We start from the raw sequence: 15735 nt of genomic DNA, 5'->3' as shown, positions 1-15735 counted from the left end.
TTCGGCCCTTTTTTACGGTGCCTGTAATTTAAGACCATTAGGAATGACCTCGATTATAGCTGGCGTATACCCAATAAATTCGCCATCAGCTTCAATAGCTAACCCTGACGTATCGACTTTGAACTCTGCTGCATCACAGGTATTAACGGCACGAGCCCGCAAATGAGTCCCAAAATACACTTTGCTTAAATAGAGTACTTTTTTGAGCATGCTCAGCTCTTCGATCATCACACAATGTAAATGGCCACTTGAAACCTGCGCTAACGGAGCTATCTTCATGCCACCTGCAAAATATTGGCCGTTGGCAAACACCGTCATGAAATTTCGATAACTGCGCTCTCTTCCTAAAAATTGCAATGCAATAAAAGCTCCCTTATAAACAACAAGTTGCTTTAATGCTAAACGTAAATAATGCAACTGAGACCAAACCGTTCGCTGATAACGCCCTTGACTCGCCACCACCGCGCCATCAAAACCGATCCCGGCAATGTTAATAAATCGCCGTTGATTTATCATGCCAAGATCAATGGATTGCACGCGCTCTGAAAAAACGGCTTGCTTAAATTGCGCCACAGACCAACCTAATCCTCGAGCAAAATCATTACCTGTGCCACAAGGTAGCAGCGCCAAAGGTAAGTCAAAACCGGCCATCGCATTGACTGTAAGATGCAGTGTGCCATCCCCTCCTAAAACCACTACTTTGCTACAATGCGGTAACTGTTCAGAAAAATAATGCTGATTCTCGTCCAGATCTACGTGAGTTTCGTAAAACACATAGTTCAATTTCCTCACAGCCAACTCATGCAATAACCAATTAAGTAATTGCCGCTTTTTGGCATGATAAAATGGGTTGGTAACGATTAAATAAAGATTAGCCTGCACTTGATTAGATTTCTTAACCGATAATAAAACTTTTTTAGCATACCGAGTTGCATCACAAATGCGACCTCTTTTGACGCATAAACATTTAGTTATGCACTTTTACAGCGTTAAAACCTACTTTTATTCATAAAAAAACGCTAATTATTCACCACGAAAAGACAAGAGACATTCATTAGATTTTTTCATACCTAAAAAGTAAATATTCTCATTAGTAAAGCAAGATAATTGTGTGCAAAATAGTCAACAAGTTATCCAAACCAAGACGAGAAAAGTAATGACATCAGTAAACATAAATGCACAAAGCCAAGGCATCAGCCAAGTCACAAAAAGCAACAGCAAGCGTGCTAAGTTAATTTTAAAATTAAACAGTTACGGAAGAAAACTCGCATTAGCCAATGCAGTAAAATACAAATAAAAAGTAATCCCTATGTTACTTTTCTTGACGATGCAATCTCGTATAAGTGAATGATTAAAACCCAACCATTTTATTCATTCACCGTACATGCTAATTGATTGCATCTTCATTATTTTATTTAAGGGCAAACTCACCCAAAACCAGTTAAGTCCTCCCTCAATATTCCACTGAATAAACGTGTGTCATCACACATACAGAATAATTCATCCGCAACTCACCACTGATACTTATTTAAGATAAGTTTACTTTGCCATTAAGCAATTTTAATCCTTTCAACAGGCTATTTTTACACCTTCTCCATATAATTTTGTCGCGTTCCTGTATTACCTCTCATCATCAGTGAGTAGATGTATCCCATCTCCACGCTGATTTTGAGGGGTATTTTCAGGGGACAGGAACGCACTTAATTTTTAATACAAAGTTACACAACGGGAAACACAACATGTCTTTTAATAAATTTGTTTTAGCGGCAAGCCTAGGTTTAGGTTTATCGATTTCATCATTTAGTACTGTTGCAGCAGTTCCTGCACAAACAGCCGCTTCACAAAGCGCGATCTCACCAGATCAAGCATTACAAATGTTAAAAGATGGCAACAAACGTTTTGTATCAGGCTCAATGTTAGAGCGTGATTTAGCAAAACAAGTGGCAGCGACAGGCGCAGGTCAATACCCCTACGCCACCGTTATTGGTTGTATCGATTCTCGCGTACCACACGAATTAGTGTTTGATGCGGGTATTGGCGATATTTTTTCTGCCCGTATTGCAGGTAACTTTGTAAATACTGATATTCTTGGTAGTGTTGAGTTTGCAACCGCTGTTGCTGGCTCTAAAGTAGTGGTTGTTTTAGGTCACACTGAGTGTGGTGCTGTTAAAGGTGCATGTGACAATGTCGAATTAGGCAACCTAACGCATACTTTAAGCAATATCGCTCCAGCAATTTACGCAACAACAGATATCCCAGGTGTACGTAGCTCTAAAAACAAAGCATTCGTACAAGCTGTCGCAGACAAAAATGTTGAGCTAACAGTGCAAAACATTTTAGATCGCAGCCCTGTTATTGCTGATTTGGTAAAACAAGGTAAAGTAAAAGTAGTCGGCGCAATGCATAACGTCGCGACTGGTGAAGTAACATTTAACTAATTATTACTTGCCCATCAACTCGTTACTGCGCCAAATTGCACTAATGCAGTAACGAGTTTTCATTTAATGTGCGGAACTAAGCTTGAAGCCGAAACAAAAAAGACATCTCCATAGCCGCCTCACACATAAGCTCTTATTTGCTTTTAGTGTGATTTTTTTGTTTAGCTGCCTTATCGGCTGGCTGTATTTCGATAGCTCAGAACGCTACAGCAAACACGCCAAGCAATCAGATCTCACTCACGAAGTACTCACGCAATACTCTCTAATCGCAAAACTCAGTCTCGAAAAACTCATCGCTATGGGCGAAATTGTCCGCACCGGTCGAGTACAAACCCCACAGTTACGAGAAGAAAATGAACAACAATTACGCGGCGCATTATTTTCTGTGCGTGATAATTTATTAAAAAAAATCGCCCTTAGTCATTTAGATAGCGCCAATAAAGAACTACAAATGCTCGACCTCATTACGCAAAAAGTCGAGCAAATCATTAATACTAACAATGAAATAAAGTTTTTAGTCGCGCAGGATAAACTCGTCGATGCCAATCAGCTTTTCAATTTGCTACAAAAGCAAAATGTCGATAAAGAGTTTAATCAACTAATTAATAAAGCCGTGTCGCAAGAACAAGCTCTGGCACAACAAATTCGCAACGATGTAAACACTCTTTATCATTTTAGCAATCAAGCACTGGCTGCCGCTCTTGCCGCGATGAGCTTATTTACTTTAATGACCTTTTGGTATTTTTGGCGCCGCATTAACGATGCCACCAAACAATTGCATACTGCAACCAGCCAATACAGCGATGGTAACCTCGCTCATCGAATTAATGCCCTAAGCGATTTTGAATTTCAGTACTTAGGTGATGCACTAAACAGCATGGCGTCACAACTGGCCAGCCAACAAGCGCAGCTAAATGAAGCTAAACGCTCACTTGAAGAAAAAGTCGCACAGCGAACACAAGATCTTGAGCGATCAAATCAAAAGCTAGCCTTAGTCGACCAGCAACGTCGACAGTTTTTAGCTGATATTAGCCATGAACTGCGCACACCACTGACCATCATTCGTGGTGAGTCCGAAGTATTATTACGCAGCCAATCCGCTCAATTGCCAGACTACAAAGAAGTATTGCAGCGCGTGGTCGATGAGGTACAACATACAACCGCCTTAATCGAAGATTTAATGCTGGTTGCCCGCTCAAGTGCCGGGCAATTAAAACTCAACATCCATCAGTTTGATTTAAAAAATTTACTGACCGACATCCAGCAAGTTTATCAACGAAAAGCCAATGCTCAACAACAAGAAATCACTTTGTTTTTGGCCAATCAAGAGGCATTTATTGATGCCGATGAACGCCGTTTACGCCAAGTACTGATGATTTTATTAGAAAATGCACTGGCCTACTCCCCAAGCCAAACCTGTACAGAAATTCATCTGCTGATCCGTGAAGAGCTAGTGGTGATTAAGGTAATCGATCAAGGCATGGGGATCCCCAAAGAAGAACAGCAGCAAGTTTTTGAACGCTTTTACCGTGGAAATCGTGGCCAAACCCCAGGTTCGGGATTAGGATTACCCGTAGCAAAAGCCATAATAGATGGTCATGGCGGCCATATTTCATTACAGCCCAATAGTCATGGTCAAGGCTGTACCGCAACAGTCTTGTTGCCCATTTTAGGTGTTGAAACAGCATGAGAATATTATTAGTAGAAGATGATGATCGCGTTGCAAGCTTTTTAGAGCGCGGGCTTCGCGCAGAAGGGTATTTTATTGTTCGAGCCTGCGATGGTCGAGAAGGTCTTGAGTTAGCTCAAGAAGGTGATTTTCAACTTATCTTGCTCGATATCATGCTACCAAGTTTAAACGGTCTCGAAGTATGCCAAGCGCTTCGAATCAAAAAGAATCAAGTCCCCATTATTATGCTAACCGCAATGGATGAGTCGCAAGATATTATCAAAGGCTTGCGTTTAGGCGCTGATGATTATGTCACAAAGCCCTTTGCTTATGATGAGTTACTCGCACGAATTGAAGCTGTTACTCGTCGCACCCCTAACGAAATTAAAAACACAGATACACTTGAGTTCGGTCCACTTAATTTCGACCGTGCCAGCTATATTGTCTCGCTAGATAACGAAGAAATTTCACTGACAGTCAAAGAGATGGCTATTTTAGAGCTCTTAATGACAAATACAGGAAAATACCTGAGCCGCGAACGTATTTTAAGTAATGTCTGGGGAATGGAAATGGACCCAATGACAAACGTCGTCGATGTGTACATTGGTAAATTACGTAAAAAGCTAACCATCGAAAGCAAAGGCGAGAGCATGATAGAAACTAAACGAGGCATTGGATACCGCTTAGTTTTAGTTGAATAACGTATTTATGCCAGTAATGACTGTACTTGCTGGCATTTTATCCTGCCTAGATGCACTCGCCACAACAACACATTATTTGTGATCATTTATTCATTGCGCAATTTTTAATATAAAACTGATTAAATTCAATAAAATCGCCAAATATGCTTAAAGTTTAAGCAAACAGTCATTTTAACTATTTACATGCCCATAGAGGATAAGTATTATCTTCACCCTTCGGGATTAGGATTACCCGTAGCAAAAGCCATAATAGATGGTCATGGCGGCCATATTTCATTACAGCCCAATAGTCATGGTCAAGGCTGTACCGCAACAGTCTTGTTGCCCATTTTAGGTGTTGAAACAGCATGAGAATATTATTAGTAGAAGATGATGATCGCGTTGCAAGCTTTTTAGAGCGCGGGCTTCGCGCAGAAGGGTATTTTATTGTTCGAGCCTGCGATGGTCGAGAAGGTCTTGAGTTAGCTCAAGAAGGTGATTTTCAACTTATCTTGCTCGATATCATGCTACCAAGTTTAAACGGTCTCGAAGTATGCCAAGCGCTTCGAATCAAAAAGAATCAAGTCCCCATTATTATGCTAACCGCAATGGATGAGTCGCAAGATATTATCAAAGGCTTGCGTTTAGGCGCTGATGATTATGTCACAAAGCCCTTTGCTTATGATGAGTTACTCGCACGAATTGAAGCTGTTACTCGTCGCACCCCTAACGAAATTAAAAACACAGATACACTTGAGTTCGGTCCACTTAATTTCGACCGTGCCAGCTATATTGTCTCGCTAGATAACGAAGAAATTTCACTGACAGTCAAAGAGATGGCTATTTTAGAGCTCTTAATGACAAATACAGGAAAATACCTGAGCCGCGAACGTATTTTAAGTAATGTCTGGGGAATGGAAATGGACCCAATGACAAACGTCGTCGATGTGTACATTGGTAAATTACGTAAAAAGCTAACCATCGAAAGCAAAGGCGAGAGCATGATAGAAACTAAACGAGGCATTGGATACCGCTTAGTTTTAGTTGAATAACGTATTTATGCCAGTAATGACTGTACTTGCTGGCATTTTATCCTGCCTAGATGCACTCGCCACAACAACACATTATTTGTGATCATTTATTCATTGCGCAATTTTTAATATAAAACTGATTAAATTCAATAAAATCGCCAAATATGCTTAAAGTTTAAGCAAACAGTCATTTTAACTATTTACATGCCCATAGAGGATAAGTATTATCTTCACCCACGGAGAGATGGCAGAGTGGTCGAATGCACCGGTCTTGAAAACCGGCATAGGTTTGTAGCCTATCTAGGGTTCAAATCCCTATCTCTCCGCCACATTCTACAAATTAAACGCAACTGCGCACACCACTGACCATCATTCGTGGTGAGTCCGAAGTATTATTACGCAGCCAATCCGCTCAATTGCCAGACTACAAAGAAGTATTGCAGCGCGTGGTCGATGAGGTACAACATACAACCGCCTTAATCGAAGATTTAATGCTGGTTGCCCGCTCAAGTGCCGGGCAATTAAAACTCAACATCCATCAGTTTGATTTAAAAAATTTACTGACCGACATCCAGCAAGTTTATCAACGAAAAGCCAATGCTCAACAACAAGAAATCACTTTGTTTTTGGCCAATCAAGAGGCATTTATTGATGCCGATGAACGCCGTTTACGCCAAGTACTGATGATTTTATTAGAAAATGCACTGGCCTACTCCCCAAGCCAAACCTGTACAGAAATTCATCTGCTGATCCGTGAAGAGCTAGTGGTGATTAAGGTAATCGATCAAGGCATGGGGATCCCCAAAGAAGAACAGCAGCAAGTTTTTGAACGCTTTTACCGTGGAAATCGTGGCCAAACCCCAGGTTCGGGATTAGGATTACCCGTAGCAAAAGCCATAATAGATGGTCATGGCGGCCATATTTCATTACAGCCCAATAGTCATGGTCAAGGCTGTACCGCAACAGTCTTGTTGCCCATTTTAGGTGTTGAAACAGCATGAGAATATTATTAGTAGAAGATGATGATCGCGTTGCAAGCTTTTTAGAGCGCGGGCTTCGCGCAGAAGGGTATTTTATTGTTCGAGCCTGCGATGGTCGAGAAGGTCTTGAGTTAGCTCAAGAAGGTGATTTTCAACTTATCTTGCTCGATATCATGCTACCAAGTTTAAACGGTCTCGAAGTATGCCAAGCGCTTCGAATCAAAAAGAATCAAGTCCCCATTATTATGCTAACCGCAATGGATGAGTCGCAAGATATTATCAAAGGCTTGCGTTTAGGCGCTGATGATTATGTCACAAAGCCCTTTGCTTATGATGAGTTACTCGCACGAATTGAAGCTGTTACTCGTCGCACCCCTAACGAAATTAAAAACACAGATACACTTGAGTTCGGTCCACTTAATTTCGACCGTGCCAGCTATATTGTCTCGCTAGATAACGAAGAAATTTCACTGACAGTCAAAGAGATGGCTATTTTAGAGCTCTTAATGACAAATACAGGAAAATACCTGAGCCGCGAACGTATTTTAAGTAATGTCTGGGGAATGGAAATGGACCCAATGACAAACGTCGTCGATGTGTACATTGGTAAATTACGTAAAAAGCTAACCATCGAAAGCAAAGGCGAGAGCATGATAGAAACTAAACGAGGCATTGGATACCGCTTAGTTTTAGTTGAATAACGTATTTATGCCAGTAATGACTGTACTTGCTGGCATTTTATCCTGCCTAGATGCACTCGCCACAACAACACATTATTTGTGATCATTTATTCATTGCGCAATTTTTAATATAAAACTGATTAAATTCAATAAAATCGCCAAATATGCTTAAAGTTTAAGCAAACAGTCATTTTAACTATTTACATGCCCATAGAGGATAAGTATTATCTTCACCCACGGAGAGATGGCAGAGTGGTCGAATGCACCGGTCTTGAAAACCGGCATAGGTTTGTAGCCTATCTAGGGTTCAAATCCCTATCTCTCCGCCACATTCTACAAATTAAACGCCGGAGAGGTGGCCGAGTGGCCGAAGGCGCTCCCCTGCTAAGGGAGTATAGGGTTTGTAGCCCTATCGAGGGTTCGAATCCCTCCTTCTCCGCCATTTAATCTTATAAAGCTCAGTTGCATTGCACCTGAGCTTTTTTGTTTTCCCATCTCGCAACAACGCATTTGTTTTCAGTTAATTTTTCGATGATTATTGCTTAATGACTCAGTGTGAACTTGAATTACATTAAGTGCAAACGACCTTTCCCATGGTATTCAACCCTGTTTTAATTGAGGCAAGCAGTGACGCAATAATGATAGAAACGAAGCTTAGCGATTTGGCTGTTGGCCATTATGTTGTCAAAATTATGCTGCAAAGTGGGAATTATAATCTTGCTAAGCCGAGTTATATCAAAAGCCAACAGGTCATCGATAAATTGGCCAGTAAAGGCGTGCAAACTGTCTTAATCGACCCCGATAGAACACTGCATCAATCAGTGTTACCGGTGGCCACATCCGCTCCCCAACCAAACGATAAGATCAGCCGCCAGCAATTAATCAAAGCCGATGTACTTCGAGCCAAAATGATTTTTGATGATTCTAAAGCGATTTCAGCCAAAGTCTTTAACGATGTGCAAAGTGGCCGCGAAATAGAACTCGCTCCGGTATTAGACATCACAGAAACTGCGATGAATGAAGTGTTCAAAAATTCCAGCGCCCTGGCCTGTGTAATTAACATTCGCGAAAAAGATCATTATTTATTAGAGCACTCAGTATCGGTGTCCGTATTAATGTGTATTTTTGCACGCCACTTAGGTATCGACTCAGCCACCACACACCAACTCGCAGTGGGGGCATTTTTGCATGATATTGGCAAAATTAAAGTCCCAAGCCATATTTTACATAAGCCTGGAAAACTCACTGACGATGAATTTGAAATAATGAAAACTCACGTGAACCATTCCATTGATGCGATAGAAAAAACCTCCAATATTAGCCCACTAAGTTTATCTGTTGCGGCCCAACATCACGAAAAACTCGATGGTAACGGCTACCCTTTTAAATTAAATGCTGATGACATTTCACTGTATGGCCGGATGATTTCTATTTGCGATATATTTGATGCACTGACAGCCAACCGAGTATATAAAGCAGGATACAGCCACATCAAATCGTTTAGTATTTTACGCAACCTGGCCAAGCTTAATCATCTCGATTCACAGTTAGTTGATAAGTTTATCAAATGCATGGGGGTTTATCCGGTCGGTTCGTTAGTTGAATTACACTCCCACAAACTGGCAATCATCGAAGAACACAATACCGAAGACCCTACACGCCCAGTGGTTAAAACATTTTATGATGTTGATCAAAAAGGCTACCAAGCCGCCAAAAGTATCGACTTAACCTCTGATGAAGATTATATCGTCAAGGGCGTACGACCTGATGACTTCAACTTAGATATGAACCAAATTGTCGAGTTTTTATTAAAACAAGGCTAGCATTTCCACCTTCGCGTACCAGCTCAGCGCATTCTCTTTGCGTACATGAATCATAAATGCTTAAATGTTGCCCTCTTTGATATCACACGAATTTGAATAATGAAAAAACTACTGATTTCAATCGCATTAACAGGACTGAGCTTACATGCTTCTGCAGAAGCACTTTTTAATCCAACCCAGCTCAAACAGGTCGCTGAAATTCGCCAGCAAGCGATGCAAAGCCCTCTTGCTTATGAAATTCTCACATCACTGACAACAGAAATAGGCCCTCGCTACCCAGGCACTGAAAATGACAAATTAGCGGTAAAATGGGCTCAAGATAAATTCAATCACTTAGGGTTTGACAAAGTGTGGCTCGAACCTGCGAACTTTCCTGACTGGCGTCGTTACAGCGAATCAGGGAAAATTATTTCGCCTAGTGAGCAACCTCTTCATTTAACGGCGCTTGGCAATAGTGTCAGTACACCTAAAGATGGCATTACTGCCGATGTCATTATTTTTGAAACGCTCGAAGAATTAAAAGCAGCACCAATAGATGCAGCCAAAGACAAAATTGTCTTTATTAATTACCGTATGAATCGTGATATCGACGGCAATGGTTATGGCCCAGCCGTACAAGCGCGTAATTCTGGCGCGGTCGAAGCAGCCAAAAAAGGGGCGATAGGTTACATGATGCGCTCAGTAAGTACATCACATCATCGCTTTGCCCATACTGGTGGCAGCCATTACCAAGAAGGCACCTCTAAAATACCAACGGTTGCTATTGCAAACCCAGATGCAGATCAAGTCGCGCGTTTAATTGCGTTAGGCAATCCTGTAAAAGTGAATATTAATGTTCAAGCAGAAGATCTAGGCCAAGGGAGCGGGTTTAATGTCATAGGCCAATTTAACGGCGCAGAAACCCCAGAGCAATACGTTCTGATAGGCGGCCACTTGGACTCATGGGACTTAGGAACCGGAGCTCTCGATGATGGTGCAGGCGTAGCCTTAACTATGGCAGCAGCAAAGTTTATTAATTCAGTTCAACGTCCTAAACGCAGTATTCGTGTGGTTTTATTTGCCGCTGAAGAACTCGGGTTATGGGGCGCAAAAGATTACGCAAAAGCACATAAAAAAGAGCTTTCAAATATTGTTGCTGCTGCAGAGTCTGATTTTGGGGCTGATGTCGTGTATGCTTTTGAATCAAATGTATCGGCTGCTTCACTGCCGATTGTTCGTGAAATAGCCAAGCAGTTAGCACCGCTTAACATCGAATACATTGGTCGCAACAAAGCCGGTGGTGGCCCTGACTTAATTCCACTAAAAAATACCGCGTCTATTCCGGTGTTTAGTTTGCACCAAGATGGCACTGACTATTTCGATTACCATCACACCGCCGATGACACGCTAGATAAAGTAGATCCAGCCAAGTTGCAACAAAACGCAGCTGCGTATGCCGTGTTTGCTTTTATGGCTGCCGATGCACCCTATGCGATACGTGGTAAATAATCCTAAGGGATGTTGATCTTTCGTGATGATTTTTGCAGCGAATTGTTGAGCAATATTTGCTTAGAATGACTAGGCTACACACTACTCGCCGCGATAAAAACACTTTTATCTCGAACAAAATTTAACCTCAAAAGATCAACAGCCCCAAGTGCTCGATATAAAAAAACCAGCTGATGCTGGTTTTTTTATATCTGAATTTAACTTATTCAGCGACAGCTTACATTTTGATACTACGGGTCAACCCAGTGGCAAAACAACCGCTCTGGCGGCAAATATCAAGGCTGTTTTCACTAGCTTTAAAGTCATCACTATCGCGATGAACTTGACCAAAGCTGCGGACAATAAACGGTTTCACTGTTTGTGTCGCAATCTCAAACAAAGGAATTAAATCGCCTTGTTTTAGTGCTTTAACATAGGTGATAAGTTGCTCATCACTATCAAAGTTCACCACTTTGGCATTGATTTCTGACCAATAATGAGCGGTGCGTTCATTGAGGTTTTTATCTTTAGCTGATAAATCTTTAATCAGCCCCTGCTTGAAGTCATCGTATTGCTGCGGGGTCATTTGCTCAAGTTCAAGCTTAAAACTAGCAAAGAACTGCTCCACACGACGCTGTAATTCTACCGGGCCTTCTTTAGGCGACTGAATTAAGAAATACAACCCCGATAACTCATCTAAGGTCGTCGCACGACCTGCGACTATGTAACCAAGTTGCTGCTCTGTGCGAATCGATTTAAAGAATGGCGCATTAATAATATTGCCCAACAATGCATAGTGCGCTTTTGTTTGCAGCGACTTATCTGGATTGATGTAGCTCATGATTAAAGATGAATCAGGGTGATCGATGTCGAGCTCACGGATCAGCGCATCATTGCTATCATTGACTCGCACTTCTTTTGCAGCTCGCAATTTTGGAGTCGCATCAGCCATATTAAATTGATAAAGGCGTTTTGCTAAATCCAATGACTCTACCCGTTGAATATTACCATGTGCCAATACTTCAACTTCAATCTCTTGATGAAATGCTTGTATATACGACTGTAATTGCGCAATAGTCACATCAGAGAGAGCACCTGCCAACTGCTCAGGCGAATACATTTGATTGCGCTGAATCTCCCTTAGGACTGACAAACCTTGTGAATAAGGGCGGTTAAACTTGGCATTACCCCATGCGCGGATCAGCCTGTTTTTATGAAGCTCAAACGCAGCAGGATCAATATTTAAATTACGCACACGTTGATTAATAGTTGTTAATAGGTCAACTTGCTTTTCATCATAACCATTTACTCCAAACCCCATTCCTTGATTGGTCGACCATAAGTTATAGTTAAGCCCCGCTTGTTTTGCCGGATAACCAAACTCATTAAGGCTATCTTTTAACAAGGCATTGTACAAAAAGTTCTTGGCGCGCGAGCTTGCATCTTGCCCAGCAAGGTCTGAATAAATTTGCACATTAATCGATGCTTTTGGTACTAAAAACTCACTATCTTGTTTGTGCCACAATTTAAAACCATGTTGTTCAAAAATCACTTCGGGAATAGCATTTCCGGCATCAAGCGGTTTCATCGTTAAATTTTTCGCGATAAACGGATTCGCTTTTGGCAAAGCGAATGCCGGATTAATTTCATCACTTTGATAAAATTTTAGCTGCTGCTCAGTTAACGATACCATGGCATACGGCGTTTGATATTCAGGCTGAATTTTGTTTGTTTCTAAGCCTTTCGCTATCAAGACTTGGCGCATATTCTCTGGAGTTAAATAAGCCAAATACTCTTTGACTAAATCAGCTGAAAAACGCTCATAAATATAATCTGAACTCAGCACATATTTCGGAGCAAAATATTGTAATTGCGAAGAAATACTACGGGCAGTATTCGCGGCTGAGTATTTTTCTTGAAAATCAAAGTTTGTTTTTGCTATGGCTTTTAGTTCGTCAAAGTACAAAGGTTTTAAGCCTTGCTCTGCAATCAAACGTAGATACGAAAACATCGCCTGTGTGACTTCTTCATGCTGCGCGAGCCCAAGCTCAGTCAACGTCATCGTCACGGTAAACTGTTCAAAGTCATCAGGGCCATAATAATAGCTATTGAGAGACTCGATAAACCCTTTGTGCTTTAAGTAGCTATACAAGCTACCTGCCCCTTCATTGGCAAGTAAATCACTGATTAATGTAAGGGGTTTTTCTTTAAAATATTGCTGAGAAGTCGGCACCGGAAAATACAAGGTTAACGCTCGAGTATCTTTCATCGGTTCAATGTTGATTTTTACCCCTAACTGCTCAGGTAAAAAAGGCGTCATTTGTGAAGGGGAAGACACAGTGCCATTTGTCGGCACTTGTGAAAATTTCGCTCTCACCGAGGCTTCCAAAGTATCTAAGTCATCTTTAGCAACCACAGATAACGCCATCCGGCTCGCTGAATAATAGGTTTGATACTGTTGCTTTAAATCATCAATTAATAAGCTGCCTTCTCGATCTGCCAATGTATCAAGATTACCGACCGAAAACTGGCTAGCTGGATGCGCTTGATTCGATGTGTCTTTGAGTACTTCACGAATACGACGCGCATCATCTTTAATCTTCATATTATATTCAGAATCAACTGCATTTTTTTCACGCTCAACATATTGTGGATCGAGCGTTGGAGAGATAAAAAATTGTGCGAAGCGATCAAGTGCTTCGTCAAGAGCGTCTTCATTTACCTCAAAGAAATAATTGGTATGTTCTTGCCCTGTCCCAGCATTTGACCAACCACCATTTTCTTTTAAATATTCGTTATATTCGCCGACTTTTGGATATTTTTTTGTGCCTAAGAACAGCATATGCTCAAGAAAATGGGATAAACCTTCACGGCCTTTAGGATCTGCCATGTGGCCAATATGTACATCAAGTGATGCTGCGGCTTTATCTGCTTTATGATCTGAGACAAGCACGACTCTTAAACCATTTTCTAATTCTAAATAACGATATTGGCGTTGGTCATTTTGGCTTTTAATTATTTCTTGCTGTGACGGGTCGATGGAGGGAGAGTGCGCACAACCTACTAATGATGTGCCTAAAGCTGCGGCAACGAGCGCTGCGACTAAGTTTAATTTTTTATGTTCCATTCATACCTCACATAGATTCAATGAAAGACTTACCACGCCGCAATTACTCACCGCGCATTGATAAGCAGAGACAATTTACCCATTTGCAAAATGGCAACAATAAAAGATGAAAAGATACACGTAGACGATAAAAGACGAGAAGGACTACAAAAAGCCCGTTTTTTACTGATATTTTTTAGTGTGTCCTACAAAACAAATTGGTAAATTAGCCAGCCATCATACCACAGTGATTACTATTTGTCCCGTAAAGGTCATTGTATAACCGACCACTGCAACTCAGGATTCTAAATCTAGCAAGCAGGTTTTACACAACTGAAGGTAGTCTTTCAGGGTGTTCCTTTGCCAAAGCTGTTGTTTGTGTTCACTTTCTTGTAATAAAAACTGACTGAAATCACCGAAGCCGTATTGCCCTGATTGGTTGATGTACTCTTTAAACGCTTCAATCACAGTTTTATCATTCATACTGGTTTGCGCAATCACATCCTCAGCGGCTTCAAACAAAATGCTGGTAAAGCGCAACGTTTGAATATTTGACGACCCCCCAGTTTGTATGCGAGTGAAACGCTCTTTAAGTAACAAAAAATCCGCTTTCGCAAAGTCATGCACTTGTTGTGCTAGCTGGCGGCCCACTTTTGATGCGCTATCAGCTTTGCGACGATAGATAGCCAGCTCTTTGCGATAATTTTCAGCACGAAAATATAAATATACCAATGCAAACCCAATCACAACGGCAATGCCGACATACGTTATATTCATTTTCACCTACATTATTTATTGCCCTGTTAGCATTAAAACTAGACCTAAATCAGATGAATGTCTGTAAATTGCGAGCTAAATACTCCTTTATAAACAGTAGCATTAGATTTTTTTAAACCAACGCGCTTTCATTTTTAAGCCTGCCATCATACAAGCGACCACAATCAAACCTACAATAAAACCAAACACACCATTAAGAACAGCTGGGGCGAGCCAATGTAACCACGTCACCAATAAACCATTGATAACTTGCGCCATCGAATCGATTGTTTCAGCCACGGCATGCACCCCATGACTTAAAATCCCTCCGCCAACCATAAACATCGCCAAGGTCCCGACTATCGATAAAGTTTTCATCAAATACGGCGCGAAACCTAACAAAAATCGCCCAAAATAACATGCCAATGAGGGTGGTTGATGATGTTTAATTAAATGCAGACCTGCGTCATCAATTTTGACAATTAAAGCCACCAACCCATATACACCAACCGTCATCGCCACGGCAATAATACTCAGCACCGTAAATTGCGATAACAACGAAGCGGTTGCTACAGTCCCCAACGAAATGACTATGATTTCAGCTGATAAAATAAAATCGGTGCGAATTGCACCTTTAATTTTTGTATTCTCGTACTCTTGCCAATCACCTGTTTGTTCTGCTGCAATCTCAGAGTCGGCCACTTTAGGATGAAGGTAATTCTCAACTATTTTTTCAGCACCTTCAAAGCACAAATATACGCCACCTAGCATCAACATTGGTAAAATTAATGCTGGCATCAACGCGCTAATAATCAAAGCAGCTGGCACCAAAATCACTTTATTAAGCATTGACCCTTTTGCAACAGCCCATACCACAGGTAATTCTCTGTCAGCGCTCACACCTGATACTTGCTGAGCGTTAAGCGCCAAATCATCTCCGAGTACACCTGCTGTTTTTTTCGCTGCGACCTTGCTCATCACCGCGATGTCATCAAGTAAAGTTGCAATATCATCGAGCAAAGAAAATAAACTAGCACCAGCCATAAAAAGCCTTTATTCAAATAGTTGTAAAGGTTTAAGATACACAAAGCGTTGACATTCAGCT

General features: G+C 41.2%; 14 protein-coding genes and 3 tRNA genes. 13 read left to right on the top strand and 4 right to left on the bottom strand.

The annotated features are described in order from the left end of the window. Positions 1–12: 12 nt before the first annotated feature. A complete protein-coding gene (locus tag PULV_RS14615) occupies positions 13–882 on the bottom strand; it encodes a diacylglycerol/lipid kinase family protein (protein ID WP_193332119.1) in 870 nt (289 codons plus the stop codon). A gap of 229 nt (positions 883–1111) precedes the next feature. Between PULV_RS14615 and PULV_RS14610 the strand changes: the two genes are divergently transcribed. From PULV_RS14610 to PULV_RS14550, 13 genes are all read left to right on the top strand, one after another. After that, a complete protein-coding gene (locus PULV_RS14610; protein ID WP_193332157.1) occupies positions 1112–1297 on the top strand; it encodes a hypothetical protein in 186 nt (61 codons plus the stop codon). A gap of 442 nt (positions 1298–1739) precedes the next feature. After that, positions 1740–2438, top strand: coding sequence for a carbonic anhydrase family protein (locus PULV_RS14605; RefSeq protein WP_086745665.1), 699 nt, complete (start codon positions 1740–1742; stop codon positions 2436–2438). Positions 2439–2520: 82 nt separating this feature from the next. After that, positions 2521–4128, top strand: a complete 1608-nt coding sequence (locus PULV_RS14600) for a HAMP domain-containing sensor histidine kinase (protein ID WP_193332118.1) — start codon at positions 2521–2523, stop codon at positions 4126–4128. Then, positions 4125–4808, top strand: coding sequence for a response regulator transcription factor (locus PULV_RS14595; protein ID WP_086745667.1), 684 nt, complete (start codon positions 4125–4127; stop codon positions 4806–4808). The genes PULV_RS14600 and PULV_RS14595 overlap by 4 nt, the downstream gene beginning before the upstream one ends. 183 nt (positions 4809–4991) lie before the next feature. Further along, positions 4992–5159 (top strand): sensor histidine kinase, encoded by a 168-nt coding sequence (locus PULV_RS14590; RefSeq protein WP_193332117.1) that lies wholly within the window; start codon positions 4992–4994, stop codon positions 5157–5159. Beyond that, positions 5156–5839: a response regulator transcription factor gene (locus PULV_RS14585; protein WP_086745667.1), complete on the top strand. Its 684-nt coding sequence runs from the start codon at positions 5156–5158 to the stop codon at positions 5837–5839. The genes PULV_RS14590 and PULV_RS14585 overlap by 4 nt, the downstream gene beginning before the upstream one ends. A 217-nt stretch (positions 5840–6056) precedes the next feature. Beyond that, positions 6057–6147, top strand: a tRNA-Ser gene (locus PULV_RS14580). A gap of 21 nt (positions 6148–6168) precedes the next feature. Continuing rightward, the gene (locus PULV_RS14575; RefSeq protein ID WP_227009418.1) at positions 6169–6819 is read left to right on the top strand and encodes a sensor histidine kinase; all 651 of its coding nucleotides are present in this window, start codon (positions 6169–6171) and stop codon (positions 6817–6819) included. Continuing rightward, entirely contained in the window at positions 6816–7499 is a 684-nt protein-coding gene (locus PULV_RS14570; RefSeq protein WP_086745667.1) for a response regulator transcription factor, read from the top strand. The genes PULV_RS14575 and PULV_RS14570 overlap by 4 nt, the downstream gene beginning before the upstream one ends. A gap of 217 nt (positions 7500–7716) precedes the next feature. Then, positions 7717–7807, top strand: a tRNA-Ser gene (locus PULV_RS14565). 20 nt (positions 7808–7827) lie between these two features. Further along, a tRNA-Ser gene (locus PULV_RS14560) sits at positions 7828–7920 on the top strand. A gap of 196 nt (positions 7921–8116) precedes the next feature. Beyond that, positions 8117–9301, top strand: a complete 1185-nt coding sequence (locus PULV_RS14555) for an HD-GYP domain-containing protein (protein ID WP_319608984.1) — start codon at positions 8117–8119, stop codon at positions 9299–9301. A 99-nt stretch (positions 9302–9400) separates the two neighbouring features. Continuing rightward, positions 9401–10789 (top strand): M28 family peptidase, encoded by a 1389-nt coding sequence (locus PULV_RS14550; RefSeq protein ID WP_193332116.1) that lies wholly within the window; start codon positions 9401–9403, stop codon positions 10787–10789. A 217-nt stretch (positions 10790–11006) separates the two neighbouring features. Here PULV_RS14550 and PULV_RS14545 read toward each other — a convergent pair whose 3' ends face one another. From PULV_RS14545 to PULV_RS14535, 3 genes are all read right to left on the bottom strand, one after another. Then, positions 11007–13895 (bottom strand): insulinase family protein, encoded by a 2889-nt coding sequence (locus PULV_RS14545; RefSeq protein WP_193332115.1) that lies wholly within the window; start codon positions 13893–13895, stop codon positions 11007–11009. A gap of 276 nt (positions 13896–14171) precedes the next feature. Next, a complete protein-coding gene (locus PULV_RS14540; protein WP_193332114.1) occupies positions 14172–14651 on the bottom strand; it encodes a hypothetical protein in 480 nt (159 codons plus the stop codon). Between the two features lie 102 nt (positions 14652–14753). Further along, positions 14754–15674 (bottom strand): DUF808 domain-containing protein, encoded by a 921-nt coding sequence (locus PULV_RS14535; protein ID WP_193332113.1) that lies wholly within the window; start codon positions 15672–15674, stop codon positions 14754–14756. Between the last annotated feature and the right edge of the window lie 61 nt (positions 15675–15735).

This window comes from Pseudoalteromonas ulvae UL12, from assembly GCF_014925405.1.
Taxonomy (GTDB): Bacteria; Pseudomonadota; Gammaproteobacteria; order Enterobacterales; family Alteromonadaceae; genus Pseudoalteromonas; species Pseudoalteromonas ulvae.
The sequence above is the reverse complement of the archived record's forward strand: the minus strand, read 5'-3'. Positions and strand labels throughout refer to the sequence as shown.